Raw genomic sequence first — 22905 nt, 5'->3', positions numbered from 1 at the left:
TGACGAGAGAGCCTGTATGAAGCACGACGCAAACGATCCGTACCGCGAGCTGCGCGACTCCCTGCGCGACCTGTGCGCCGAGTTCCCCGACGAGTACTGGCGCAAGATCGACCACGCCCGCGTCTACCCCGAAGCCTTCGTTGATGCCCTGACCAAGGCCGGCTGGATGGCCGCGCTGATCCCGGAAGAGTACGGCGGCTCGGGCCTGGGCCTGGCCGAGGCCTCGGTGATTATGGAAGAGATCAACCGCAATGGCGGCAACTCGGGTTTCTGCCATGGGCAGATGTACAACATGAACACCCTGCTGCGTAACGGCTCGGAAGAGCAGAAGCGCAAGTACCTGCCGAAGATTGCCAGCGGCGAGCTGCGCCTGCAGTCCATGGCAGTCACCGAGCCGACCACTGGCACCGACACTACCAAGCTCAAGACCAATGCGGTGAAGAAAGGCGACCGTTACGTGGTCAACGGGCAGAAGGTGTGGATTTCTCGGGTCCAGCACTCGGACATGATGATCTTGCTGGCGCGCACCACGCCGCTGGCCGAGGTGAAGAAGAAGTCCGAAGGCCTGTCGTGTTTCTTGGTTGACCTGCATGACGCCATCGGCAAGGGGCTCGATGTTCGGCCGATCCCGAACATGGTCAACCACGAGACCAACGAGCTGTTCTTCGACAACCTGGAGATCCCAGAAGAAAACCTGATCGGCGAGGAGGGCAAGGGCTTCAAGTACATCCTCGATGGCCTCAACGCCGAACGTACGCTGATTGCTGCCGAGTGCATCGGCGACGGCTACTGGTTCGTCGACCGGGCGACCCGCTACGCCAACGACCGCGTGGTCTTCGACCGCCCGATCGGCCAGAACCAGGGCATCCAGTTCCCCATCGCCGAGTCCTACATCGATCTGCGCGCTGCCGACCTGATGCGCTATCGCGCCTGTGAGCTGTTCGATGCGCACCAGAACTGCGGCGCAGAGGCGAACATGGCCAAGCACCTGGCCGCTACCGCTTCTTGGAAGGCCGCCAACGCCTGCCTGCAGACCCACGGCGGTTTCGGCTTCGCCTGCGAGTACGACATTGAGCGCAAGTTCCGCGAGACGCGCCTGTACCAGGTGGCGCCGATCTCCACCAACCTGATCCTGTCCTACGTAGCCGAGCACATCCTCGGCCTGCCGCGGTCTTTCTGAGCGAGGTGGTGGGATGAACTACGAGAGCATTCTCTACGAGGTGAAGGATCGCATCGCGACCATCACCATCAACCGGCCGGACCAGCTCAACAGTTGGAACGACCAGGTCGCCACCGAGGTGTACGACGCCATGCAGACAGCTGGCGCCAACAAGGGCGTGCGGGTGATCGTCTTCACCGGCGCCGGCAAGGCGTTCTGCGCGGGCGGCGACATCAACAGTTTCGGCGGTGATCCGCACAAGCTGATGACCAAGCTTCCGCGTCCCTTCGACATGCGCAAACGCCCGGACTGGCAGACTCGCTGCTCGTATTACCCAGCCATTCCAAAGCCGGTAATCGCCATGCTCAATGGCGCCACCGTAGGCATCGGCTTGATTCACGCGCTGTTCTGTGACGTTCGCTTCGCTGCGGAGGACGCCACCATCACTACCGCGTTCTCGCGTCGTGGGCTGACTGCCGAATATGGCATGGCCTGGATCCTGGAGCGCCATGTCGGCCATGCGAACGCCCTGGACCTGCTGCTGTCTGCCCGCAAGATCAAGGGCATCGAGGCGCAGCGCATGGGCCTGGTTAACCGCGCGATTCCCGCCGAGCAGTTGGTAGAGGAGACCTACGCCTACGCCCGCGACCTAGCGGAAAACTGCTCGCCTCGCTCAATGCGAATCATGAAGCAGCAGCTCTGGGAAGTGCCATTCCAGACCTGCCATGAGGCAGTGATGAGCGCCGGCCTGGACATGCCGATTGCCAATCAGGGGCCCGACTACAAGGAAGGCATTGCCAGCTTCATGGAGAAGCGCAAGCCGAACTTCCCCGACGACGAAATCTGAGCACTGGACGCCGAGCGCGCCACGGGCGGCTCGTCCACCTATAACAAGAGGAACGCACAATGAGTGGAATGGTTGAAGGCAAGGTAGTAGTAGTGACTGGCGCCGGCAACGGTATCGGCCGCGCCATCGCGCTGGCAATGGCCGCCGAGGGCGCCCGCGTAGTGGTCAACGACCTGGGCTCCTCCGTGCATGGAGATGGGCAGGACGCAGGCCCGGCCCAGCGTGTGGTCGATGAGATCAAGGCCGCCGGTGGTGAAGCTGTCGCCAGCACCGATAGCGTCGCTGGCTGGGATTCTGCGCATCGCATCGTGCAGACCGCGCTGGACACCTTCGGGCGCATCGACAGCGTGGTCAATAACGCCGGCATCCTGCGCGACCGCATGTTCCACAAGATGGACGAGCAGGAGTGGCTGGCGGTGCTGAATGTGCACCTCAACGGCTCGTTCTTCATGGCGCGCGCCGCCGCCCCGCATTTCCGTACCCAAGGCTCGGGTTCGTACATCCACATGACCTCCAACACTGGTCTGGTAGGCAACGTCGGCCAGGTCAACTACGCGGCGGCGAAGCTGGGCATCGTCGGCATGTCCAAAGCCATCGCCCTGGACATGGCCGCCTTCGGCGTGCGCTCCAACTGCATTTCGCCGGCGGCCTGGAGCCGCATGATCGGTGCCGTGCCGACCGACACTCCGGAGAAGAAACTGCAAGCCGAGCGCATGGAACGAATGATGCACCCGTCCAAACAGGCGCCGTTGGCGGTCTTCCTGGCCTCGGACCAAGCCAAAGACGTATCCGGGCAAATTTTCTACGTCCGCTCCAACGAAATCATGCTGGTCAGCCAGCCGCGCGTGACCCGCTCGGTGCACCGCGACAACGGCTGGACCCCGGCCGAAGTGGCGGAACACGCCATTCCGGCGCTGCGCCCGAGCTTCCTGCCGCTGCAGCAAACCCACGAGGTGTACAGCTGGGAACCGGTCTGAGCCGTTTCCCCAAGCCTGCCGACCGGCGTCGGCAGGCTGACCCCACGATCAGACAGCGAGTGATCCCGGCATGTTGAATTACGAACGCGTCAAACACTGGCCCATCGAAGAAGTTACCCAGTCCTACAGCAAGCGCGACAGCATCCTCTACGCGCTGGGACTGGGGGTCGGTGGCGACCCGATGGACCCGGTGCAGCTGCGCTTCACCTTCGAGAAGGACCTGCAGGCGGTCCCGACCCTGGCGGCGGCCATCGCCTGGCCCAAGCCGTGGATGACCAATCCGGATACCGGAGTGGACTACCTGAAACTGGTCCATGGCGAACAGGACACACAATGGTTCCGGCCAATGCCGGCCGAAGCACGGGTGACCAGCCGCACGCGGGTTAATCGCATTTGCGACAAGGGCGCCGGCAAAGGCGCCATCGTCGAGTTGCTGCGCGACATCATCGACGCCGATAGTGGCGAGCGAATCGCGCAAACCCGCCAGGTTTCGTTCCTGCGTGGCGACGGTGGCTACACCGCACAAGGCGGTGTCAGCGACGAGCCTCCGCAGAGCCTGCCGGCGGTGCCGGAGCGTGCGCCGGACTTCGAATTCGAACTCCTGTCGCCGCCGCAGGCCGCTCTGATCTACCGCCTTTCCGGTGACAGCAACCCGCTGCACGCGGACCCGGAGGTCGCTGCTCGAGCCGGCTTCCACCAGCCGATCCTGCACGGTCTGGCCACCTACGGCATGGCTGCCTTCGCCGCTGTTTGCCGTTGCGCCGATGGTGATGCCAGCCGGCTCAAGCGCCTAGCCGCGCGCTTCACCTCTCCGGTGTACCCCGGCGAGACGTTGCGCTTCCAGTTCTGGAGCGGCGCCGATGGGCGCGTCCAGCTCCGCGCACGGGTCGAGGCCCGCGACGTCACCGTGCTGAACAACGGCGTGATCGAACTGACCTGAGGAGCGCTCGATGGATTTCCGCGAAAGCAGCGAAGATAAGGCTTTCCGCCAGGAGGTACGCGATTTTGTCGCGCAGCACCTCCCGGCAGACATCCGCGACCGCGTGCTGAATTTCCAGCACCTGGGCCGTGAGGACTATGTGCGCTGGCAGCGCATTCTCTCCGACCGGGGATGGGGAGCACCGGGCTGGCCGACCGCGTTCGGCGGCACCGGCTGGAACGCCGCGCAGCGCAATATCTTCGATGAGGAGTGCTTTACCGCCGGCGCGCCCCGGCAGATGCCGTTCGGCCTGTCGATGGTCGCGCCGGTGCTCCAGAAGTTCGGTACTCCGGCCCAGCAGGAGCGTTTCTTACCGCGCATTCTCGACATGCACGACTGGTGGTGCCAGGGCTATTCGGAGCCCGGCGCCGGCTCCGACCTGTCGGCCCTGCGCTGCCGCGCCGAGCGCGATGGCGACGGCTACCGGGTCAATGGCCAGAAGATCTGGACGTCCTTCGCCCAGTGGGCCAACTGGATCTTCTGCCTGGTGCGCACCAACAGCGACGGCCGCCAACAGGAAGGTATCTCATTCCTGCTGATCGACATGGCCACGCCCGGCATCGAGGTGCGCCCGATCAAGACACTCGACGGCGGCCATGACGTCAACGAGGTGTTCTTCGATAACGTCTGGGTCCCGTATGAGAATCTGGTAGGGGAGGAGCACAAGGGCTGGTCGATCGCCAAGTATCTGCTCGGCCACGAGCGGACCAACATTGCCGGTTTGGGCAACTGCAAGCGCTTCATGCGCCGGCTCAAGGAAATCGCCGCGAGCAGCTTGAAACACGGGCGACCGCTGATCGAGGACGTGCGCTTCCGCGACAAGGTCGTCGCCATCGAGATGGAGCTGCTGGCCCACGAGTGGTCGCTGCTGCGTCTGATTGACCAGGAGGGCAAGCGCCAGGGCAGCGGTATCGAGGCCTCGGTGCTGAAGATTCGCGGTTCGGAGATCCAGCAGCGACTCACCGAGCTGATCATGGAGTGCGCCGGACCTTACGCGGTGCCCTTCGTGGAAACTGCGCTGGAGGCTGACGCCGGCGTCGACACGGCCAATGGCGAACTGCTCAACGCCCTGGCCCCGCACTATTTGGACTGGCGCAAGATTTCCATCTACGGCGGTTCCAATGAAGTGCAGAAGAACATCATCTCCAAGCTGACCCTTGGCCTTTAATCGCGCCGCCGTCTAGGCGGAATTCTGGAGGTTGTCGCGATGGACTTCTCCCTCAACGACGAGCAGCAGATGCTCGCGGATCTGGTCGCGCGATTCGTCGAGCGGCAGTACGACTTCGAGGCGCGCCGCAAGCTGGCGGCCACGCCACGCGGCTGGTCGACCGAGAACTGGGCCGCGCTGGCGGAAACAGGCCTGCTGGCGCTGGCGCTGGACGAACAATACGGTGGCCTCGGCGCGGGTGCCGAGGAAGTCCTGGTGGTCATGGAAGGATTCGGCCGTGGTTTGGTCCTGGAGCCTTATCTTTCTTCTGCGCTGGTGGCTGCGCAGCTGCTGCAGCGGGTCGCCGACGAATCGGCCAAAGTGCAGCTGTTGCCACTGGTGGCGAGCGGCGAGTGCCGCGTGAGCCTGGCCGCGCTCGAGCCGCAGGCGCGCTTTGACCTGTGGGACGTGGCGTGCGAGGCGCGCCCGGCGGACGCCGGCTTCCGTCTCAATGGCCGCAAGAGCGTTGTCGCTCACGGCGATTCTGCAGACTGGTTTATCGTATCGGCGCGCACTGCCGGGGCGCGTGACGACCGGCATGGCATCAGCCTGTTTCTGGTCGACGCTCGGGCCCAGGGTGTAAGCGTGCGCGGCTTCCCGGGATTGGACGGTCAGCGTGTGGCGGAGGTCGAGCTGCGCGACGTCTTCCTGCCGGCCGATGCACTGCTGGGGGCCGAGAATCTGGCCCTGGCTGAACTCGAATGGGCGGCCGACCGCGCCTGCTTCGCACTGTCTGCCGAGGCGGTGGGCTGCATGGCCCGATTGACTGAGCTGACGGTTGAATACCTGCAGACCCGTAAGCAGTTCGGTAAGCCCATCGGCAGCTTCCAGGCGCTGCAACATCGGGTGGCGGAAATGCTCGGCTTCGTCGAGCAGGCGCGTTCCATCACCTGCTACGCCGCAGCAAACCTGGACAACGAGGATGTGCGCCTGCGCGGGCGTGCGGTCTCCGCTGCAAAGGCACTGATCGGTAAGGCCGGGCGCTTCATCGGTCAACAGGCTGTCCAGCTCCACGGAGGAATGGGCATGACCGACGAACTGGCAGTGGGCTGGTACTTCAAGCGACTGACCGTCATCGACATGACCTGGGGCGACAGCGACCATCATGTCGAGCGCTACGGTACGCTGCTGTGAGCCAGAGCGAACGGGTGCTGCAGCAGGAAATTCCGGCCTGGGCGCAAGCGGCGCTACGCACCCGTCCGGAGTCGTTCTATGCGGATTCGGACAAAGTCCCGGTGCACTACCTGGCGTGGAATCCCGACGACTATCGTAAGCCGGGGTTGGTTTTCGTCCACGGCTTCCGTGGGCACGCGCATTGGTGGGACCACATCGCGCCACTGTTCATCGACGACTTCCGAGTCTATGCGCTGGACTTAAGCGGGATGGGAGAGAGCGGTTGGCGCCGGAGTTATTCGCCATTGCTCTACGCTGGCGACATCGCTGCAGTGGTCCGACACGCCGGTCTGGAAGGCGCAACCCTGGTGGGGCATAGCTTCGGCGGCTCGCGGGTATTGCGTGCCTGCACACTGATCCCCGAGTTGCTACGACTGGCTGTGATCGTGGACAGCTCGATCCGCTACTCCGACAGCGCTCGCCCAATCGCTGCGGACCGGCCTCTGGGCGGCAAGGTCTACCCCAACTGCGAGTCGGCCCTGCAGCGCTTCCGGCTGCTGCCCGAACAGCCGTCGCTGGACTGGGCGCGCCGGCATATCGCCGCGAAGTCCATTCGCCAAGTCGATGAGGGCTGGGCGTGGTGTTTCGACCCGCAGCTGCCACCTCCGGAAGTGGAAGCGGACGGGCCGGCGCTGATTGCGCAGATTCGCGTTCCGCTGCGGATGATCGCTGGTGAGTTGAGCACCGTGGTGCCACCCGATCGCTTGCGGCGCATGGATCAACTGCTGCGTCAGCTACCCAACGGCAAGGCTCCCGTGGTGATCCCAGGTGGCTACCATCACCTCATGCTCGACCAGCCTGTCGCCCTCATAGCAGCTCTGAAGGCAATTCTCGCGGAATTCTGACTGCAGCGCGTTCACGGCCAAAGCTCCCCTCCGGGGGCTTTGGCCGTTTTTGCGCACAGTGTTCAGGGACGACTCACGGGCAATACCGCTAACTCTATGCCTCGGCGTAGGGCGCTTAAACGTGCGTGACTATCCATTGCTGGTCGATAAAGGCGGAAATCGCCTGAGGAGCTATGCGCCCCAAACATCCCTGAATCCCAGGCGCCAGCTAGCGCGAGCCTGACTGGACGCGGAGCGGCGGCTCAACGCAGCGAAGCAAAACTCACAGAGGGGGAGAAGCAGCCATAGGGGGCTAGTCGACAATCGTGCAACTGGGCACGTTTCTCGGCCAAGCGGAGCTCGTTGACGGTACTGGCGGCAGCCACCAGTGTGAAGAAGAAAAGCGACAGCATCAGTGCTCTTTTCATGGGATACCTGCCTTAAAGCAGTGTTATTGGAGTCGTTTGCGCCCCAGCCCAACGAGGATGCGTGGTCCATCGAGGGCCATCGGGGCGCTGGATCGATCTTGCCATAGTGCAAGATTAATTTGAACGACGTTTACAAATATAAATAGCATCAACTATCTTGGCCGCCAGCTTGGCGCGACGGACGGTTGCACTGCACGCCGAAGCCGCTATTCGGGCCGGGCACCCTGACAACAACAAGAAAAGGTATGGGTGATGCGAAGATTCGTTACCGTTGTCCTGCTGTCGGTTTGCTGTCTGTGTACACGAGCCCCGGCGGAAGAGGCCCTTGAGGTTGGCCTCATCTACCCCAGGACGGGAAACTTCAAGCAACAGGGCCTGGCGCAGATGCGTGCCGCGCTGTTGGCTGTCGACGAGATCAATGCCCAGGGCGGCATCCTTGGCAAGAATGTGCAGATGCGTCCGCTGGACACCGGCGGGCGCAAAGATAAGGCCATGCGAGCGGTCGACGCGCTTGCCGCTGCCAATGTGCGGACAGTGATTGGCGGGGTTTCCAGTGAGGAGGTGCTGGCCATCGGCGAAAGTGCCGCCCGACGCGGCATGCTCTATTTGGTTCCCCAGGCCGCTTCCGCGGACATCACCGGGCGCTCGGGAAGGCGCAACCTGTTCCAGGAGGGATGCAGCGCGCGCATGGCGGGCAGAGCGCTGATCGAATACCTGGACCAGCAATTCCCCAACCAGAAGTTCTTCTACGTTACTGCGGGCTACACCTACGCCGACGCCGATATCGGCGCCTTTCTGGAGGCGGCGTCCATGGCCGATCGGGCCTCCGGCCAGAGCTATCGCGCGGCGCTCAAGCAGGCCGCCAGCAGCGACGCCAAGGTTCTGGTGCTGATGCTCTACGGCGACGACCTGGTCCAGGCCATGCCCCTGGTGGACAAGCTGGGGTTGCGTCAGCGCATGCAGGTAGTCGTCCCCTATCTCAATCAGGACATCGTCGAACAGGCCGGCCCCGGGCTCATGGAGGGAGTTATTGGCGCCGACACCTGGGCCCCGCAGGTCCCGCGCCTAGAAGGTAGCCAGGCAGGCCAAGCCTTCATTGACGCCTTTGTACAGCGTTACCAGGCCTACCCGTCGAGCGCGGCGGCCTCGACCTATGCCAGCCTTCAGCAGTGGGCCGACGCTGCCCGACGTAGTTCCAGCGCAGACCCCGCCAAGCTGATAGCCGCGCTGGAAGGGCATGTCTATCGGCTGCTCAAGGGCGAGCAGCAGTGGCGCGCCTTCGATCACCAGAATCTGCAGACTCTGTATGTGTTTAAGGTAAAGCCGCGGGCGGAGATCATGCAGGACCCGCTCAAGCAGGACTACTTCGAGGTAGTACATCGCATGGATGGAGACATGGCTGCGCCCACACTAATCGAATGGCAAGAGGAGCGGGGCGTGGGTCGCGAGAGCCTGGACTGAACGCATCTCACCGGTTCGCTCGGGCGTGGTGGCCGACGAGGCACTGCGTCCAGGCAGTTGACAAGTTATCTGAACGAAGTTCAGAATTATGAACGACATTCAGATAATCGTGGAGTTGCAATGAAAGTCCTCGTCGCTGTCAAACGGGTCATCGACTACAACGCCAAGCCGCGGGTCAAGCCGGACGGCAGCGGCATCGACCTGACCAACCTGAAGATGTCGATGAACCCCTTCGACGAGATCGCCGTCGAGGAAGCAGTACGCCTGAAGGAAGGGGGAATTGCAAGCGAGGTGGTGGTTGTCTCCATCGGCCCCGCAGCCGCCCAAGAGGTGCTGCGCACGGCGCTGGCGCTGGGCGGCGATCGAGCCGTCCTGCTGCAAGACGAGGGCGAGGTTCAGCCGCTGGCTGTGGCCAAGGCGCTGGCCGCCCTGTGCAAGCGCGAACAGCCGGACTTGCTGATTCTCGGTAAGCAGGCCATTGACGACGACGCCTGCCAGACCGGGCAGATGGTCGCCGCCCTGCTGGACTGGCCGCAGGCCACGTTCGCCTCCCAGGTGGACGTCTCCGGTGGGCGGGTGAAGGTCACCCGCGAGATCGATGGAGGCCTCGAAACTCTGGATCTGGCGCTGCCGGCTGTGGTGACCACCGATCTGCGCTTGAACACGCCGCGCTATGCCTCGCTGCCGAACATCATGAAGGCCAAGAAGAAACCCCTGGATGTCCTCACCGCTGGTGAGTTGGGCGTCGACCTGGCGCCGCGCCTGAAGACGCTCAAGGTAGTCGAGCCGCCCAAGCGTAGCGGTGGTGTGATGGTGGCCGATGTCGCGGCTCTGGTGGACAAACTGCGTAACGAAGCGAAGGTGATCTGAGATGGCTGTACTGGTAATTGCCGAACACGACAATGCATCGCTGAAGGCGGCGACCCGCCACGCATTGACCGCTGCGCTGCAGATGGGTGCGGAAGTCCATCTGCTGGTGGCTGGCAGCGATTGCGCTGCGGCGGCAGAACAGGGCGCCCGGTTGCTCGGCGTGAGCAAGGTGCTACTGGCGGATGCGCCGGCCCACGCACACGCTTCGGCGGAAAACCTCGCGTCGCAGGTACTGGCTATAGCCGGGCAGTACAGCCATGTGGTGGCCGCCGCCAGCGCCTCCGGTAAAAGCTTCATGCCACGTGTGGCCGCGCTGCTGGATAGTGCGCAAGTGTCCGACGTGGTGTCGGTGGAGTCGAGCGACACCTTTGTTCGCCCGATCTATGCCGGCAATGCGCTTGCGACCGTCCAGAGTCCGGATCCGATCAAGGTGGTCACCGTGCGCACCACCGGTTTCGACGCCGCTGCAGATGGCGGCAGCGCTGCCGTTGAGGTCATCGCGGCGGTGGAGGGCAATCCCGCAGTGCGCTTTGTCGGCCAGGAAGTGACGCACTCGTCCCGCCCTGAGCTGACCTCTGCGCGGGTGGTGGTTTCCGGCGGGCGCGGTATGGGCAGCGGCGAAAACTTCGTGCTGCTCGAAGGTCTGGCCGACAAGCTCGGTGGCGCGGTGGGCGCCTCCCGCGCGGCGGTTGACGCCGGTTTCATGCCTAACGATTACCAGGTAGGCCAGACCGGCAAGATTGTCGCGCCGGAGCTGTACCTCGCCGTCGGGATTTCCGGGGCCATCCAGCATCTGGCTGGGATGAAGGATTCCAAAGTGATAGTGGCGATCAACAAGGACCCGGAGGCACCAATCTTCCAGGTTGCCGACTATGGCCTAGTTGCCGACCTCTTCGAGGCGGTGCCGCAGATGAGCGGAAGCCTCGGCTGATGCTTGCGAGAGCCGCGGCAGGCGCTGCCACGGCTCTCGCCGACTCCATGCGCGCCGCCTTCTAGCGGCAGCGCACCCGTACGGTACGACCCAGAACAACAATAAATGAGGGGTAATGGGCTTATGCAGCTGTTCTCTCTGCAGGGCAAGGTTGCGCTGGTGACCGGTGCTTCCCGTGGGCTCGGACGGTCGATGGCTCTGGGGCTTGCCGCCGCCGGTGCCACGGTTGTGCTGGCGGCGCGCGATCGGCAGCGATTGTTAGAGGTCGCCGAAGAAATTCGCCAACAGGGCGGAGCGGCCGATATCCAGGCCTTCGACCTTGCCGACGAAGGCGCGGTGATCGCGGCGATCCCCGATATCGTCAACCGCCACGGCCGGCTCGACGTCCTGCTAAACAACGCCGGTATCTGCCTCTGGCAGCCATTGCTGGAGTCCAGCCTGGACGACTGGCGCAAGACCCTCGATATCAACCTGACCGCCAATTACCTGCTGGCCCGCGAAGCGGCCCGGCCTATGCTCCGGCAGGGCAGTGGCTCGATCATCAATGTCGGCTCCTACGTTGCCCGCGTTGGCCGGGAGAAGCTTCAGGCCTATGTGGCCAGCAAGCACGGCGTGGTCGGCCTGACCAAGTCCCTGGCTGGCGAACTCGGACAGCACGGCGTGCGCTGCAACGCGATCTGCCCGGGCTATTTCCAGACCGACATGGCTGAACCGGTTGCCGCCAACCCGGCGCTCTGGGAGTGCGTGCGCAGCCATATTTCGCTGGGGCGCTGGGGTGACCCGGAGGAGCTTCAGGGCGCGGCGATATTCCTCGCTTCCAACGCCAGCAGCTACGTCAATGGTCACGCCCTGATGGTCGATGGCGGTGTGTCCGAAGTGCTCTGCCTGCCGATCCCGGTTGCCTGATCCGCGCCTACTATCCCTCAGGAGAAAGCCCTGCCATGAATACACTCGGTGAGTTGCTGGAGCGCAACGCCCGTCTGTTCCCCGACCAGGAAGCGGTGGTCTACGAAGACCGTCGTATCACTTACCGCCAGTTGCACGAGCGCGCGCAGCGCCTGTCCTCGGCATTGCATCAGCGCGGAATGCGTCACCAGGATCGGGTGGCGATCTTGGCGATGAACTGCAATGAATACTTTGACGTCTACACCGCCTGCCATCTCTCGGGCTTCATCTGCGCCACGGTGAACTTCCGCCTGGCGGCGCCGGAAATCGAGTTCATCCTGCAGGACAGCGCTCCCCGGGTGCTGGTGTTCGAGGCCCAGTACGCCGAGGTGATCGAGTCACTGCGCGGCAGCCTGCCATCAGTCGAGCACTACCTGTGCATCGGCGAGTGCCCGGCCTGGGCCGAGCCCTACGACAACGCGCTCGCCGGCGGTGACCCACAGGGCGCGCCCTTGCGCGCGACTCCCGACGACATCGTCCACCTGATCTACACCAGCGGTACCACCGGCCGTCCTAAGGGCGCGGCGCGCAGCCAGCGCGGCGATCTTGCTCTGGCACAGAACCAGTCTGCGACCATGGACATGCGCACCAACGGCAGAGTGCTGGTAATGATGCCGATGTTCCATGCCGGAGGGCTGTCGATGATGCTCTCCGAATTCTGGCATGCCGGCTGCGTGGTACTGCACCGTAAGTTCGACGCTCGCGAGGTATTGCGCACCATCGAGCACGAGCGAATCGTCACCGTGCACATGGCGCCGACCATCGTTCAGCAGGTACTCGACCTTGCGGACATCCGTGACTACGACCTATCCAGCCTGGAGACCATCCTCTACGCTGCCGCGCCCATGCCGGTGGCAGTATTGCAGCGCGGGGTGGAGTTGCTCGGGCAGATCTTCGTCAACTCCTGGGGCATGACCGAAACCACCGGAACGGTATTGCCGAGGCATTTGCATAAGCTGCAGGGCAGTGAGGAGGAGGTGCGTCGACTGGGATCCATCGGCCAGCCGATGACGTTCTGTGAGATTCGCATAGTTGACGAGCACGGCCAGGATTGCCCGAATGGCACCGCCGGGGAGATCTGGATCCGCTCGCCGGCCAACATGGCTTTCTACTGGAATAACAGCGTCGCCACCCTGGAAACCCTGCGAGACGGTTGGTTGCGTACCGGCGACATGGCCTGGCGCGACGACCAGGACTTCCTGTTCCTGGTCGATCGCAAGAAGGACATGATCATTTCCGGCGGCGAGAATATCTATTGCCAGGAGGTCGAGCAGGCGCTCATGCACCACCCGCAGGTGCAGGACGCCGCCGTCATCGGCGTGCCCCACGAGAAGTGGGGGGAAACCGTCAAGGCGGTAGTGGTGCTCAAGGGTGGCGCAACGCTACCGGCTGATGAACTGATTGAATTCTGCGGTACCCGTATCGCTCGCTACAAGCGCCCCACCAGCATCGAGTTCGTAGCGGAACTGCCGCGCCTGCCCAGCGGAAAAATCAGCAAGATCGCCCTGCGCCAGCAGTACCGGAGCTGATTCTCGATCCCTCAAGCCAGGGCTTTTCGGCCTGACTTCAGGGTGCTTTCAGTGCGTTGACAGTAGAACCGACGCGCGTTTATAGTCTTGAACGTCGTTCAGAATATTGTAGGGCAGCGCAGCTGCCCTTCTCTACAAAAATAAGAAGGCAGTAGGCAAGCCCCGTGGGCTGCCGATGCAGGAGGTTCCAGATGACTGCTCGAGAATCGGCACCGCAAGCTGTACGGCCGGATTTCGTTCCGCGCGATGGCTACATTTCCAAGGACTATGTGCAACTCGAAAAGGAGCGGATGTGGCCGAAGGTCTGGCAAGTTGCCTGCCGCCTCGAGGAGATTCCCAACGTCGGAGATTACGTGACCTTCGACGTGATCGACGAGTCGATCATCATCACCCGCCTGACCGGCGATCGGATCAAGGCCTACTACAACGTCTGCCAGCACCGTGGGCGGCGCCTCACCAGCGGCTGTGGCCATGCCACCAAGTTCCATTGCAACTACCACGGCTGGCAGTGGAACCTCGACGGCAGCGTGCTGCGGGTACTCGACGAGGACGACTGGGCCGGCTGCCCGAACATGAGCCGCGAAGAGCTGGCGCTCAAGGAAGTGCTGGTGGACACCTGGGGCGGTTTCGTCTTCATCAACATGGATCCCAAGGCTGAGCCACTGGCCCAGTACCTCGCCCCGGTGCCGGAAATCACCGACTGCTTCGAGTTCGAGAAGATGCGCTACCGCTGGTACAAGTCGGTGCGCCTGCCGTGCAATTGGAAAGTCGCCCTGGAAGCCTTCAACGAGGGTTACCACGTCGCAGCGACCCACCCGCAGATCCTCGATACCCAGGGTGACGACGTCACCCGCAGCTTCGCCTTCGGCAAGCACGGCATGTTCGGCTATCCCACCGCTACTCGCCTGCCCGGCACACCGTCGCCGCGCACCGGCAAGCCGATTCCGGACGACATCCGCCCGGGGCTCGTGAAGTTCTACCAGATCATGGAAGACCAGCTCAAAGCGATCTTCACCGACCGAGACAACGAGGCCACCAAGCGCCTGCTGACCGAGGTCGAGCCGACCCAGGACCAATTCCTGGTGCTGAGCAAGGCCATGGAGTTCCAGCGCGAGGCCGCCATCAAGGAAGGTGCCGGCTGGCCGGACATCTCGTTTGAGCAGATGGGTCGCGCCGGCACCGACTGGCACGTGTTCCCTAACCTGGTGTTCCTGCTCTACCCGGACGGCGCGCTGTTCTATCGCGCGCGCCCGGATGGCGACAACCCCGATTCTTGCATCTATGACATCTGGTCGCTGAAGCGTTACGCGCCGGGCCAGGAGCCGAAGCTCAACCGCGAGTTCTACCACGGGGTCGACGACTGGAAGACCAACACCGTGGAGAACTTCGGCCTGATCCTCAGCCAGGACTTCAATAACATGGGGCAGGTGCAGCAGGGCATGAAGTCCCGCGGCTTCGCAGGCGCCAGGACAAGCCCGCTGCAGGAGTCGGCGATCTCCAACTTCCACCGTGAGCTCAACGAATACCTCTACGGCGCGGAGTCCAAGTGATGAGTCAATGGGACGAAAGCTTCGACCTGGTGATCGTCGGTAGTGGCGGCGGCTCCATGTGTGCCGCGCTCAAGGCCAAGGAGTTGGGCAAGCGCGCCCTGATCGTCGAGAAACTCGACAAAGTCGGTGGTTCCACCGGCTATTCCGGCGGCGTCTGGTGGGTGCCCAACAACCCGGTGATGAAGCGCCATGGCGTTGATGACTCCTACGAGAAGGCCCAGCAGTACCTGCAGAGCACCGTGACCTACGAGGGGCCGTCCACGAACCCGCAGCGCCGCGAAGCGTTCCTGCGCACTGGCCCGCTGATGGTGGATTTCCTCGAACGCGCGGGCATGGCCTTCGAGTACGCCGACGGTTGGGCCGACTATTACGACGACCGGCCTGGTGGCCAACCGCGCGGCCGGTCGCTGGTGGCGAAACTGTTCAACGTGCGCGAACTGGGGGAGTGGGCGGGACGTCTGTCGCGCTACCAGGGCCCGGCCATCCCGGCCAACTCCAACGAGTTTCCCACGTTGTTCCTGATGAAACGTACCTGGGCCGGCAAGCTGAAGGCGATGCAACTGGGCATTCGCATGCTTCGGCAGAAGCTCAGCGGCAAGGAGATTCTCGGCGGTGGTGCGGCGATCCAGGGGCGTATGTTGCAGATCGCCTTGCGCGAGAAGCTTCCGATCTGGACCTCGACGCCGGTCGAGGAGCTGGTGGTCGAAGACGGTCGAGTGAGCGGCGTTGTCGTGCGGCATAACGGGCGGCAGGTACGGGTTCAGGCGCTGGACGGCGTTCTGATCAATACCGGCGGTTTCTCGCGCAACGCTGAGATGCGCAAGCGCTACCAGCCACAACCGTCGTCCGCGCAATGGACCAACGCAAACCCAGGCGATACCGGCGAGGTTATCCAGGCCGCAATGGCACTGGGCGCCGCCGTGGATTGCATGGACGAGGCGTGGTGGGTGGTCACCTCTCTGGGGCCCAACGAGACCCTGCCCGAGGGTGCCCGCACCGCGAAGGGCGAGCCATTGCCGTTCATGCACCACCTCGATCTATCGCTGCCGTACTCGATCATGGTCGACCAGGATGGCCAGCGCTTCTGCGATGAGGCCGGCTCCTATATGGAGATTGGCCAGCGCATGTACCGGCGCCAGGCGGAAACCGGCAAAGCGGTGCCCAGCTGGGTGGTGATGGACAGCCGCCAGCGCAAGTACTACCCCTGGGGCACCGCAATGCCCGGGCAAGTGCCCAAGCAGTGGCTGGAAAGCGGCTACATGATTAAGGCCGACTCCCTGGAGCAGCTGGCGAGCATGTGCGGTATCGACCGTGCCGGCCTGCTCGACACGGTGGAGCGCTTCAACGGTTTCTGCACCAGCGGCGTGGATCAGGACTTCGGTCGCGGCTCCCGCGCCTTCGACCGCTGTCATGGCGACCCCACTGTAAGCCCGAACCCCAACCTCGGCAGCATCGAGGAAGGCCCGTTCTACGCCGTGCGCATGTATCCCGGTGATGTGGGCACCGCCGGTGGCCTGGTCACCGACGAATACGCCCGGGTCCTGCGCGAAGACGGTAGCTGCATCCCCGGCCTGTACGCCACCGGCAACGCTACCGCCGGCGTCACCGGGCGCTGCTACCCGGGGGCAGGCACCAGCATCGCCGCCTCCTTCATCTTCGGTTACATCGCCGCCCAGCATTCGGCCGGGCACCACAAGATCTGGTAAGGGCGCACGCCCCCCGCGTTTTGGCTCATACGGAGAACAACAAGATGACAGCCGCAATTCCAGACCGCGACGTCCTGGTCGGCATCTACCGGCGCATGACCCGGATCAAGCAGAACGACGAGCGTTTCCGCGCCGTGCTGAAGTCCGGCAAGTTGGTCATGCCCTACTACTCCCCTCGGGGCCAGGAGGTGATTCCTTCGGCCGTCTCGGCGTGCCTGTCCGACGAGGACTACATCTGCACCATTTATCGTGGCGTGCACGACATGATTGCCAAGGGTATCCCGCTCAAGGACCTTTGGGCTGAGTTCGGTGGCCGGGTGACCGGCACCTGCAAAGGTAAAGGTGGGCCGATGCACGTGACCCACCCGGCCACCGGCGTCATGGTCACCACCGGCATCGTCGGCAGCTCGATGCCGATCGCCAACGGGCTGGCGCTGGCCGCCCAGATCCGTGGCGAGAAACGCGTCGCGGTGGCCTACTTCGGCGATGGCGCGAGCAACATCGGTGCCTTCCATGAGGCGTTGAACATGGCCTCTGTGTGGAAGCTGCCGGTGATCTTCGTCTGCCAGAACAACGGCTACGCCGAACACACCAAGTACGCCTACGGCACCTCCGTGCCCAACGTTGCCCAGCGCGCGGTGGCCTACGCCATGCCTGGGGTAACCGTCGACGGTAACGATCCCGTGGCCATGTACCACACCGCCCGCGAGGCGGTGGAGCGTGCTCGCGCCGGCCAGGGTCCGACCCTGATCGAGGCCAAGACCTTCCGCTTCCATGGCCATGTGTTCGGTGACGCCGATGCTTACATGGACAAGGGCGAGAAGGACGCCTGGATGGCCAAGGACCCGGTGCCGTTGTATCGCGCCTGGCTTATCGCCACCGGCAACGCCAGCGAAGAGGAGCTGGCGACCCTGGAAAGCGACATCGAGGGCGAAATCGACGAGGCCCTGGAATTCACCCTGAACAGCCCCTACCCGGATGTCGCCGAACTCAAGCGTGACGTCTTCAAGGATGAGGTGAGCGTATGAACCAAGCAGCCAAGCTCAACAGTATTCAGGCGATCAACCTGGCGCTCGACGACGCCATGGCAGCCGATCCGAACGTCATCGTGCTGGGTGAGGACGTCGGCGACAAGGAGGAGGGTGGCATCGTCGGCGTCACCCGCGGCCTGTCCGGCAAGTACGGCGATGCGCGCGTGCGCTCCACGCCGATTTCCGAGCAGGCAATCATCGGCGCCGCCATCGGCGCGGCCATCGTCGGCATGCGTCCGGTGGCCGAGATCATGCTGATGAACTTCACCACCGTGGCGATGGACATGATCATCAACCATGCCGCAAAGCTGCGCTTCATGTCCGGCGGCCAGACCCATGTGCCGATGGTCATCCGCACCATGACCGGTGCCGGTTTCGGCACCGGCGGCCAGCATGCCGACTATCTAGAGGCCTGGTTCGCGCATACCGCCGGGATCAAGGTGGTGGCGCCGTCCAGCCCGGCTGACGCCTATGGCCTGATGTTGTCTGCCATCGAGGACGACGATCCGGTGCTGTTCATCGAGAACATGCCGACCTACTGGAACCCCGGTGCCGCCCCCGAGCGCGGCGTGAAGATTCCGCTGGGCAAGGCCAACGTGGTCCGCGAGGGCACTGACGTCACCCTGATCAGCTACAGCCGCCGCGTGCTGGACTGCTGTGCGGTGGCAGAGAAGCTGGCCGCCGAGGGCGTCTCGGTGGAGGTCATCGACCTGCGCACCATCTCGCCGCTGGACACCGACTGCATCCTTGCCTCCGTGGGCAAGACCGGCCGCGCCGTGATCGTCCACGAAGCGGTGAAACCCTTCGGCGTCGGCGCCGAGATCTCCTCGCTCATCTATGAGTCGCTCTATGGCCAGCTCAAGGCACCGGTACAGCGTGTCGGCGCCAACTATGCGCCGGTGCCGTTCTCCAAGCCGCTGGAGGACGCTCACGTTCCAGGCGCGGAACAGATCGAAAGCGCCGTACGCACCACTCTCAAGTGATACCTAATCGTTCAAGGAAAAACCCATGAGTACTCAAGTCCTGCTGCCCAAACTGGGCTTTTCGATGAATGAAGGCACCCTAGCCGAATGGTTGGTCGCCGACGGCGGCCAGGTGGAGGAGGGACAGGTGCTCTATGCCCTGGAGAGCGACAAGTCGATGCAGGAGATCGAGGCGCCGGCCAGCGGCACGCTGAAGATCATCGCCCAGGCGGGCGAGACCTACGAAGTCGGCACCGTGCTGGCCGAGATCATCTGAGCCGCGTTGCGGTAGAGGAAATACCCATGAGCGCCGATGTTCCCGTGAGTGCCGGTAATGCCAAGCCCACAGCTGCAGCGCAGCCGCCGACGACCTTCGGCAGCGACCTGCCGGTCTGGCCGCAAGTGGACTTCAGCGAATTCGGTGAAGTCGAGTCGCGCCCGTTGTCGCGGGTGCAGAAACTCACAGCTCAATACATGTCGCGCAACTGGGTGATGATTCCCCATGTCACCCACCAGGACGATGCCGACATCACTGCGCTGGAGCATCAGCGCAAGGCGCGCAATGCGGCAGGCGAGGCGGTCAAGCTGACCCTGCTGCCGTACCTGATCAAAGCGGTGGTGGAAGCACTTAAGGCTTTCCCGCAGTTCAATGCCTCGCTCGATGGCAGTGGCAAGAACCTGGTGCTGAAGAAGTACTTCCATATCGGTGTGGCCGTCGACACTCGTTTTGGCCTACTCGTGCCCGTGCTGCGTGACTGTGACCGCAAGAGCGTCGCCGAGCTGGCCGCTGAACTGCAGGCCATTTCGCTGAAGGCTCGGGACAAGGGGCTGTCGATGGCCGAAATGTCTGGCGGCTGCTTCACCATCAGCTCGCTGGGCAGTTTTGGCGGTACCGGCTTCACGCCCATCGTCAATGCTCCCGAAGTGGCCATCCTGGGTGTTACCCGTACCCAAGAGAAGCCGCGCCGCGGCGCGGACGATGGAATCGACTGGCGTCAGGTCCTGCCCCTGTCGCTGAGCTATGACCATCGCGTCATCAATGGCGCCGACGCGGCCCGATTTACCGCCAGGTTGGCGGAGCTGCTGGGCACCGTTGAGGCGCTGGAGGGCTAGCCAATGGCGCGCAGTCGCTACCTAGTGTTCAGCAATCCTGTGCCGGGTCGGGAGGCGGAGTTTGACGCCTGGTACGACCGCCGTCACCTGAAGGATGTGCTGGCGACCCCGGGGTTCGTCGCGGCTCAACGATTTCGCAGCGCCGCCGGCGAGGGGCCGGACGGTACACGTTACCTGGCGATGTACGAAGTGGTAGGCCGCGACCCGGTAGCGGCGCTGAAGCGGCTGCGGGCCAAAGTCGACAGCGCGGCTCTGCTGATCAGCCCGGCGCTGGATCTTGGGAGCGTGTCTGCCAGCCTCTGGCTGCCCGCGAGCGAGCCATAGCGTCGCGCTATCCGTTCAACAACAGACCGATAACAATGACGGAAAATCGATGAAGACTCTCGGTGAAATGATCGAGCGCAATGCTCGCTTTTTCCCTGCCGGCAATGCGTTCACTTCCGCCTCGCGACGGGTGAGCAACGGCGAACTGGCGGAGCGGGCGCGTCGGCTCTCCGCCTACTTGTACCGGCAAGGCCTGCGCCGCCAGGACCGTGTGGCGATCCTGGCGATGAACTGCGTTGAGTATTACGAAACCTATCGTGCCTGCGAATGGGCGGGATTCATCGCGGCGACCGTCAATTTCCGTCTGGCCCCGCGGGAAATCCTCTACATCCTCCAGGACGCGGCGCCCAAGACCCTGGTCTTCGAGGCGCAGTACGCCGCCGTGGTGGAACAGTTGCGCGGCGAGCTTCCGGGCATCGAACGCTATCTGTGCATCGGCGCCACCCCGGAGTGGGCAGTACCCTTCGAACAGGCTATGGCCGAAGGCGACACCGCTGGGCCGCCGATCCGTTCGCTGCCTGAGGACTTCGCCTACCTGATGTACACGAGTGGCACAACGGGGCGGCCCAAGGGCGTGGTGCGTACGCACCACGCCATGTGTCGAACCGCCGACAGCTGCGCGCTGATGAGCGATTTCAGTGGCGCCACGCGTGTCCTGCAGACCACCCCGGCGTTCCACATTGGCGGCATTGGCTTCGTCAATTCGGCCGCTTGGGTCGGCGGTTCTACCGTCATCCACCAGGGCTTCGACCCCCGCGCGGTATTGCAGGCGGTGCAGGAAGAGAAGGTCACCTTTACCTTCATGGTCGCCGCCATGCTGCAAGCGGTGCTGGACGTTGCGGACATCGGCGACTATCGCCTCGCCAGCCTGGTGCACGTGGTGACTGCGGCCGCGCCGATTCCTACCCCGCTGCTCAAGCGCGCCTTCGACGTCCTCGGCCCGATCTTCTCGATCCAGTACGGCATGACCGAAAGCAACGCCTGCGTGCTGCCGCGACACGAAGTCAACCCATTTGGCACGCCGAATGAGGTCCATCGCCTCGAGTCGGTCGGCGTGCCATGCCCCGGCATTGAGCTACGCATCCTTGACGAGCAGGGCAACGAATGCACGGACGGTACCCCCGGCGAGGTGGTGCTGCGCTCGGAAACCCAGCTCAGCAGCTATTGGAATAACTCGGTGGCCACCGTCGAGGCACTGCGTGACGGCTGGTACCACACCGGCGACATGGGGTATCGCGACACCGAGGGCTACCTGTACCTGGTTGATCGCAAGAAGGACATGATCATTTCCGGCGGCGAGAACATCTACAGCCGCGAGGTCGAGGTGGCCCTGGAACTGCACCCACAGGTGCTGGAGTCGGCTGTGATCGGTATCGCCGATCCGAAGTGGGGCGAATCGGTGAAGGCGGTGGTTGTCCTGGCCCTCGGCGCTAGCCTCGGCGAGGCCGATCTCATAGCCCACTGCAAGACGGTACTGGCCAGCTACAAGTGCCCGAAGGTGATCGAGTTCGTCGCCGAACTGCCGCGCATGGCCACCGGCAAGATCAACAAGGTGGCGCTGCGTGAACGTGAGCGCGCCGCCTGAATCCGGATTTCCAAGATTACTGAATGGACGCCGGGCCTGCCCTGGCGCCCTCGAGGCGAGATGAGGAGGTAGCACCATGCATTTTGAGTTCAGCCCGGAGGACGAGGCGTTCCGCCAGGAAGTCCGGCAGTTCTTCCGCGAGCACGTCACTGCTGAAGTGGCGCACTACGGTTTCGAGGGCGCCCATCCGGTGCCTCGCGATGTGTTGCGCAAGTGGCAGAAGATCCTGCACGAGCGCGGCTGGGGCGCGCCGCATTGGCCCAAGAAATTCGGCGGCACCGACTGGTCGCCCCTGCGCAAACACATCTTCCTCGAGGAACTGGTCAACGCCGACGGCCTAGACTACGGCTGGCAAGGCACGCACATGATGGCGCCCGTGGTGATCGCCTTCGGCAACCAGTGGCAGCAGGAGACCTTCCTGCCGCCGCTGCTGTCCGGCGACGTGTTCTGGTGCCAGGGGTTCTCCGAGCCCAACTCCGGGTCCGATCTCGCCAGCCTGAAGACCCGCGCCGAGCTGGACGATGCGGGCACCCACTACGTCGTCAACGGCCAGAAAATCTGGACCAGCGACGCCAAGATCGCTGACTGGGGCTTCTTCCTGGTTCGCACCGACTCGACGGTAAAGCCGCAGCGCGGTATCTCCTTCCTGCTCATCGACATGAAGAGCCCGGGTATCACCGTGCGCCCAATCGTTTCCATCGATGGCGGCGATGGCCTGGCGGAGGTGTTCCTGGAGAACGTCCGGGTACCGAAGGAAAACCTGGTGGGCGAACCCGGTATGGGCTGGACCTACGCCAAGTACCTGTTGGAGAAGGAGCGTACCTCCAGCGCTTTCATCTACTTCAATAAACGCGAGCTGGAAAAGGCAAAGGCCATCGCCCGCGCCGAGACTCTGGATGGCGTACCGCTGCTGGAGACCCCGGCATTCGCCCGCCGAGTGGCGGAGATTGAGGCCGATATCCTGGCGCTGGAGTGGTCGGTCCTGCGCGTTCTGGCTCAGGAGTCGTTCCGCGACAACCTCGATGCCGTGGTATCCACGCTCAAGGTGCGTGGTTCGGAGCTGCAGCAACGGGTGACCGAACTCCAGGTTGACGCCCTCGGCCCACGCTCGCTGCGCTTCTACGACCACGGCCCAGGTCGCGCGGCGCACGCGCCACAACCCAGCGAGTGGGACGACCTGTGGCCGGCCTACGCGCCGGGCCGTAACAACATGTATTTCTTCCAACGTGCCGCGACCATCTATGGCGGCGCCCGCGAAGTGCAGAAGAACATCATCGCCAAACTGGCATTCGGACTCTGAGGAC

The 22905-nt window shown here is 63.6% G+C and carries 21 protein-coding genes; all 21 read left to right on the top strand.

What is annotated here, in order from left to right; genetic code table 11:
* Window positions 1-16 precede the first annotated feature (16 nt).
* Window positions 17-1180 carry an acyl-CoA dehydrogenase family protein gene (locus FAS41_RS25550; RefSeq protein WP_138526149.1) on the top strand — a complete coding sequence of 388 codons (1164 nt, stop codon included), beginning with the start codon at window positions 17-19 and terminating at the stop codon, window positions 1178-1180.
* A gap of 13 nt (window positions 1181-1193) precedes the next feature.
* Entirely contained in the window at window positions 1194-2006 is an 813-nt protein-coding gene (locus FAS41_RS25545) for an enoyl-CoA hydratase (protein ID WP_138526148.1), read from the top strand.
* Between the two features lie 59 nt (window positions 2007-2065).
* Complete coding sequence (locus FAS41_RS25540) at window positions 2066-2983, top strand: SDR family NAD(P)-dependent oxidoreductase (protein WP_218939128.1); 918 nt, start codon at window positions 2066-2068, stop codon at window positions 2981-2983.
* 70 nt (window positions 2984-3053) lie between these two features.
* Window positions 3054-3923, top strand: coding sequence for a MaoC/PaaZ C-terminal domain-containing protein (locus FAS41_RS25535; protein WP_138526147.1), 870 nt, complete (start codon window positions 3054-3056; stop codon window positions 3921-3923).
* 10 nt (window positions 3924-3933) lie between these two features.
* The gene (locus FAS41_RS25530) at window positions 3934-5130 is read left to right on the top strand and encodes an acyl-CoA dehydrogenase family protein (protein WP_138526146.1); all 1197 of its coding nucleotides are present in this window, start codon (window positions 3934-3936) and stop codon (window positions 5128-5130) included.
* 39 nt (window positions 5131-5169) lie between these two features.
* On the top strand, window positions 5170-6303 hold the full coding sequence (locus FAS41_RS25525) for an acyl-CoA dehydrogenase family protein (RefSeq protein WP_138526145.1): 1134 nt from the start codon (window positions 5170-5172) through the stop codon (window positions 6301-6303).
* Window positions 6300-7187, top strand: a complete 888-nt coding sequence (locus FAS41_RS25520; protein ID WP_171049550.1) for an alpha/beta fold hydrolase — start codon at window positions 6300-6302, stop codon at window positions 7185-7187. The genes FAS41_RS25525 and FAS41_RS25520 overlap by 4 nt, the downstream gene beginning before the upstream one ends.
* Before the next feature lie 659 nt (window positions 7188-7846).
* A complete protein-coding gene (locus FAS41_RS25515) occupies window positions 7847-9055 on the top strand; it encodes an ABC transporter substrate-binding protein (RefSeq protein ID WP_138526143.1) in 1209 nt (402 codons plus the stop codon).
* A gap of 120 nt (window positions 9056-9175) precedes the next feature.
* Window positions 9176-9925, top strand: a complete 750-nt coding sequence (locus tag FAS41_RS25510; protein ID WP_138526142.1) for an electron transfer flavoprotein subunit beta/FixA family protein — start codon at window positions 9176-9178, stop codon at window positions 9923-9925.
* 1 nt (window position 9926) lies between these two features.
* Window positions 9927-10856, top strand: coding sequence for an electron transfer flavoprotein subunit alpha/FixB family protein (locus tag FAS41_RS25505; RefSeq protein ID WP_138526141.1), 930 nt, complete (start codon window positions 9927-9929; stop codon window positions 10854-10856).
* 123 nt (window positions 10857-10979) lie between these two features.
* A complete protein-coding gene (locus FAS41_RS25500; protein WP_138526140.1) occupies window positions 10980-11762 on the top strand; it encodes a glucose 1-dehydrogenase in 783 nt (260 codons plus the stop codon).
* A 35-nt stretch (window positions 11763-11797) separates the two neighbouring features.
* Window positions 11798-13330 (top strand): long-chain-fatty-acid--CoA ligase, encoded by a 1533-nt coding sequence (locus FAS41_RS25495; RefSeq protein ID WP_138526139.1) that lies wholly within the window; start codon window positions 11798-11800, stop codon window positions 13328-13330.
* A 191-nt stretch (window positions 13331-13521) separates the two neighbouring features.
* Window positions 13522-14880: an aromatic ring-hydroxylating oxygenase subunit alpha gene (locus tag FAS41_RS25490; RefSeq protein WP_138526138.1), complete on the top strand. Its 1359-nt coding sequence runs from the start codon at window positions 13522-13524 to the stop codon at window positions 14878-14880.
* Entirely contained in the window at window positions 14880-16586 is a 1707-nt protein-coding gene (locus FAS41_RS25485) for an FAD-binding protein (protein ID WP_218939127.1), read from the top strand. Before FAS41_RS25490 ends, FAS41_RS25485 begins: the two co-directional genes overlap by 1 nt.
* 44 nt (window positions 16587-16630) lie before the next feature.
* On the top strand, window positions 16631-17614 hold the full coding sequence (locus FAS41_RS25480; RefSeq protein ID WP_138526136.1) for a thiamine pyrophosphate-dependent dehydrogenase E1 component subunit alpha: 984 nt from the start codon (window positions 16631-16633) through the stop codon (window positions 17612-17614).
* Complete coding sequence (locus tag FAS41_RS25475; protein WP_138526135.1) at window positions 17611-18600, top strand: alpha-ketoacid dehydrogenase subunit beta; 990 nt, start codon at window positions 17611-17613, stop codon at window positions 18598-18600. The genes FAS41_RS25480 and FAS41_RS25475 overlap by 4 nt, the downstream gene beginning before the upstream one ends.
* Window positions 18601-18625: 25 nt before the next feature.
* The gene (locus tag FAS41_RS25470; RefSeq protein WP_138526134.1) at window positions 18626-18856 is read left to right on the top strand and encodes a biotin/lipoyl-containing protein; all 231 of its coding nucleotides are present in this window, start codon (window positions 18626-18628) and stop codon (window positions 18854-18856) included.
* Between the two features lie 26 nt (window positions 18857-18882).
* Window positions 18883-19692 carry a 2-oxo acid dehydrogenase subunit E2 gene (locus FAS41_RS25465; RefSeq protein ID WP_138526133.1) on the top strand — a complete coding sequence of 270 codons (810 nt, stop codon included), beginning with the start codon at window positions 18883-18885 and terminating at the stop codon, window positions 19690-19692.
* A 3-nt stretch (window positions 19693-19695) separates the two neighbouring features.
* Window positions 19696-20016 (top strand): DUF4286 family protein, encoded by a 321-nt coding sequence (locus tag FAS41_RS25460; RefSeq protein WP_138526132.1) that lies wholly within the window; start codon window positions 19696-19698, stop codon window positions 20014-20016.
* A gap of 49 nt (window positions 20017-20065) precedes the next feature.
* Window positions 20066-21601 (top strand): class I adenylate-forming enzyme family protein, encoded by a 1536-nt coding sequence (locus FAS41_RS25455; protein WP_138526131.1) that lies wholly within the window; start codon window positions 20066-20068, stop codon window positions 21599-21601.
* Window positions 21602-21677: 76 nt separating this feature from the next.
* Window positions 21678-22901, top strand: coding sequence for an acyl-CoA dehydrogenase family protein (locus FAS41_RS25450; RefSeq protein WP_138526130.1), 1224 nt, complete (start codon window positions 21678-21680; stop codon window positions 22899-22901).
* The last annotated feature ends 4 nt before the right edge of the window (window positions 22902-22905 follow it).

Origin of the sequence: Pseudomonas nicosulfuronedens (genome assembly GCF_005877905.1) — a bacterium.
Taxonomy (GTDB): Bacteria; Pseudomonadota; Gammaproteobacteria; order Pseudomonadales; family Pseudomonadaceae; genus Pseudomonas; species Pseudomonas nicosulfuronedens.
Note: the sequence above shows the minus strand (reverse complement) of the source record. Positions and strands in the feature narration are given on the sequence as shown.

Bases quoted from the DNA above. Each gene is read 5' to 3' on its own strand.
- FAS41_RS25550 (WP_138526149.1), top strand. From the start codon at position 17: ATGAAGCACGACGCAAACGATCCGTACCGCGAGCTGCGCGACTCCCTG.
- FAS41_RS25545 (WP_138526148.1), top strand. From the start codon at position 1,194: ATGAACTACGAGAGCATTCTCTACGAGGTGAAGGATCGCATCGCGACC.
- FAS41_RS25540 (WP_218939128.1), top strand. From the start codon at position 2,066: ATGAGTGGAATGGTTGAAGGCAAGGTAGTAGTAGTGACTGGCGCCGGC.
- FAS41_RS25535 (WP_138526147.1), top strand. From the start codon at position 3,054: ATGTTGAATTACGAACGCGTCAAACACTGGCCCATCGAAGAAGTTACC.
- FAS41_RS25530 (WP_138526146.1), top strand. From the start codon at position 3,934: ATGGATTTCCGCGAAAGCAGCGAAGATAAGGCTTTCCGCCAGGAGGTA.
- FAS41_RS25525 (WP_138526145.1), top strand. From the start codon at position 5,170: ATGGACTTCTCCCTCAACGACGAGCAGCAGATGCTCGCGGATCTGGTC.
- FAS41_RS25515 (WP_138526143.1), top strand. From the start codon at position 7,847: ATGCGAAGATTCGTTACCGTTGTCCTGCTGTCGGTTTGCTGTCTGTGT.
- FAS41_RS25510 (WP_138526142.1), top strand. From the start codon at position 9,176: ATGAAAGTCCTCGTCGCTGTCAAACGGGTCATCGACTACAACGCCAAG.
- FAS41_RS25505 (WP_138526141.1), top strand. From the start codon at position 9,927: ATGGCTGTACTGGTAATTGCCGAACACGACAATGCATCGCTGAAGGCG.
- FAS41_RS25500 (WP_138526140.1), top strand. From the start codon at position 10,980: ATGCAGCTGTTCTCTCTGCAGGGCAAGGTTGCGCTGGTGACCGGTGCT.
- FAS41_RS25495 (WP_138526139.1), top strand. From the start codon at position 11,798: ATGAATACACTCGGTGAGTTGCTGGAGCGCAACGCCCGTCTGTTCCCC.
- FAS41_RS25490 (WP_138526138.1), top strand. From the start codon at position 13,522: ATGACTGCTCGAGAATCGGCACCGCAAGCTGTACGGCCGGATTTCGTT.
- FAS41_RS25485 (WP_218939127.1), top strand. From the start codon at position 14,880: ATGAGTCAATGGGACGAAAGCTTCGACCTGGTGATCGTCGGTAGTGGC.
- FAS41_RS25480 (WP_138526136.1), top strand. From the start codon at position 16,631: ATGACAGCCGCAATTCCAGACCGCGACGTCCTGGTCGGCATCTACCGG.
- FAS41_RS25475 (WP_138526135.1), top strand. From the start codon at position 17,611: ATGAACCAAGCAGCCAAGCTCAACAGTATTCAGGCGATCAACCTGGCG.
- FAS41_RS25470 (WP_138526134.1), top strand. From the start codon at position 18,626: ATGAGTACTCAAGTCCTGCTGCCCAAACTGGGCTTTTCGATGAATGAA.
- FAS41_RS25465 (WP_138526133.1), top strand. From the start codon at position 18,883: ATGAGCGCCGATGTTCCCGTGAGTGCCGGTAATGCCAAGCCCACAGCT.
- FAS41_RS25460 (WP_138526132.1), top strand. From the start codon at position 19,696: ATGGCGCGCAGTCGCTACCTAGTGTTCAGCAATCCTGTGCCGGGTCGG.
- FAS41_RS25455 (WP_138526131.1), top strand. From the start codon at position 20,066: ATGAAGACTCTCGGTGAAATGATCGAGCGCAATGCTCGCTTTTTCCCT.
- FAS41_RS25450 (WP_138526130.1), top strand. From the start codon at position 21,678: ATGCATTTTGAGTTCAGCCCGGAGGACGAGGCGTTCCGCCAGGAAGTC.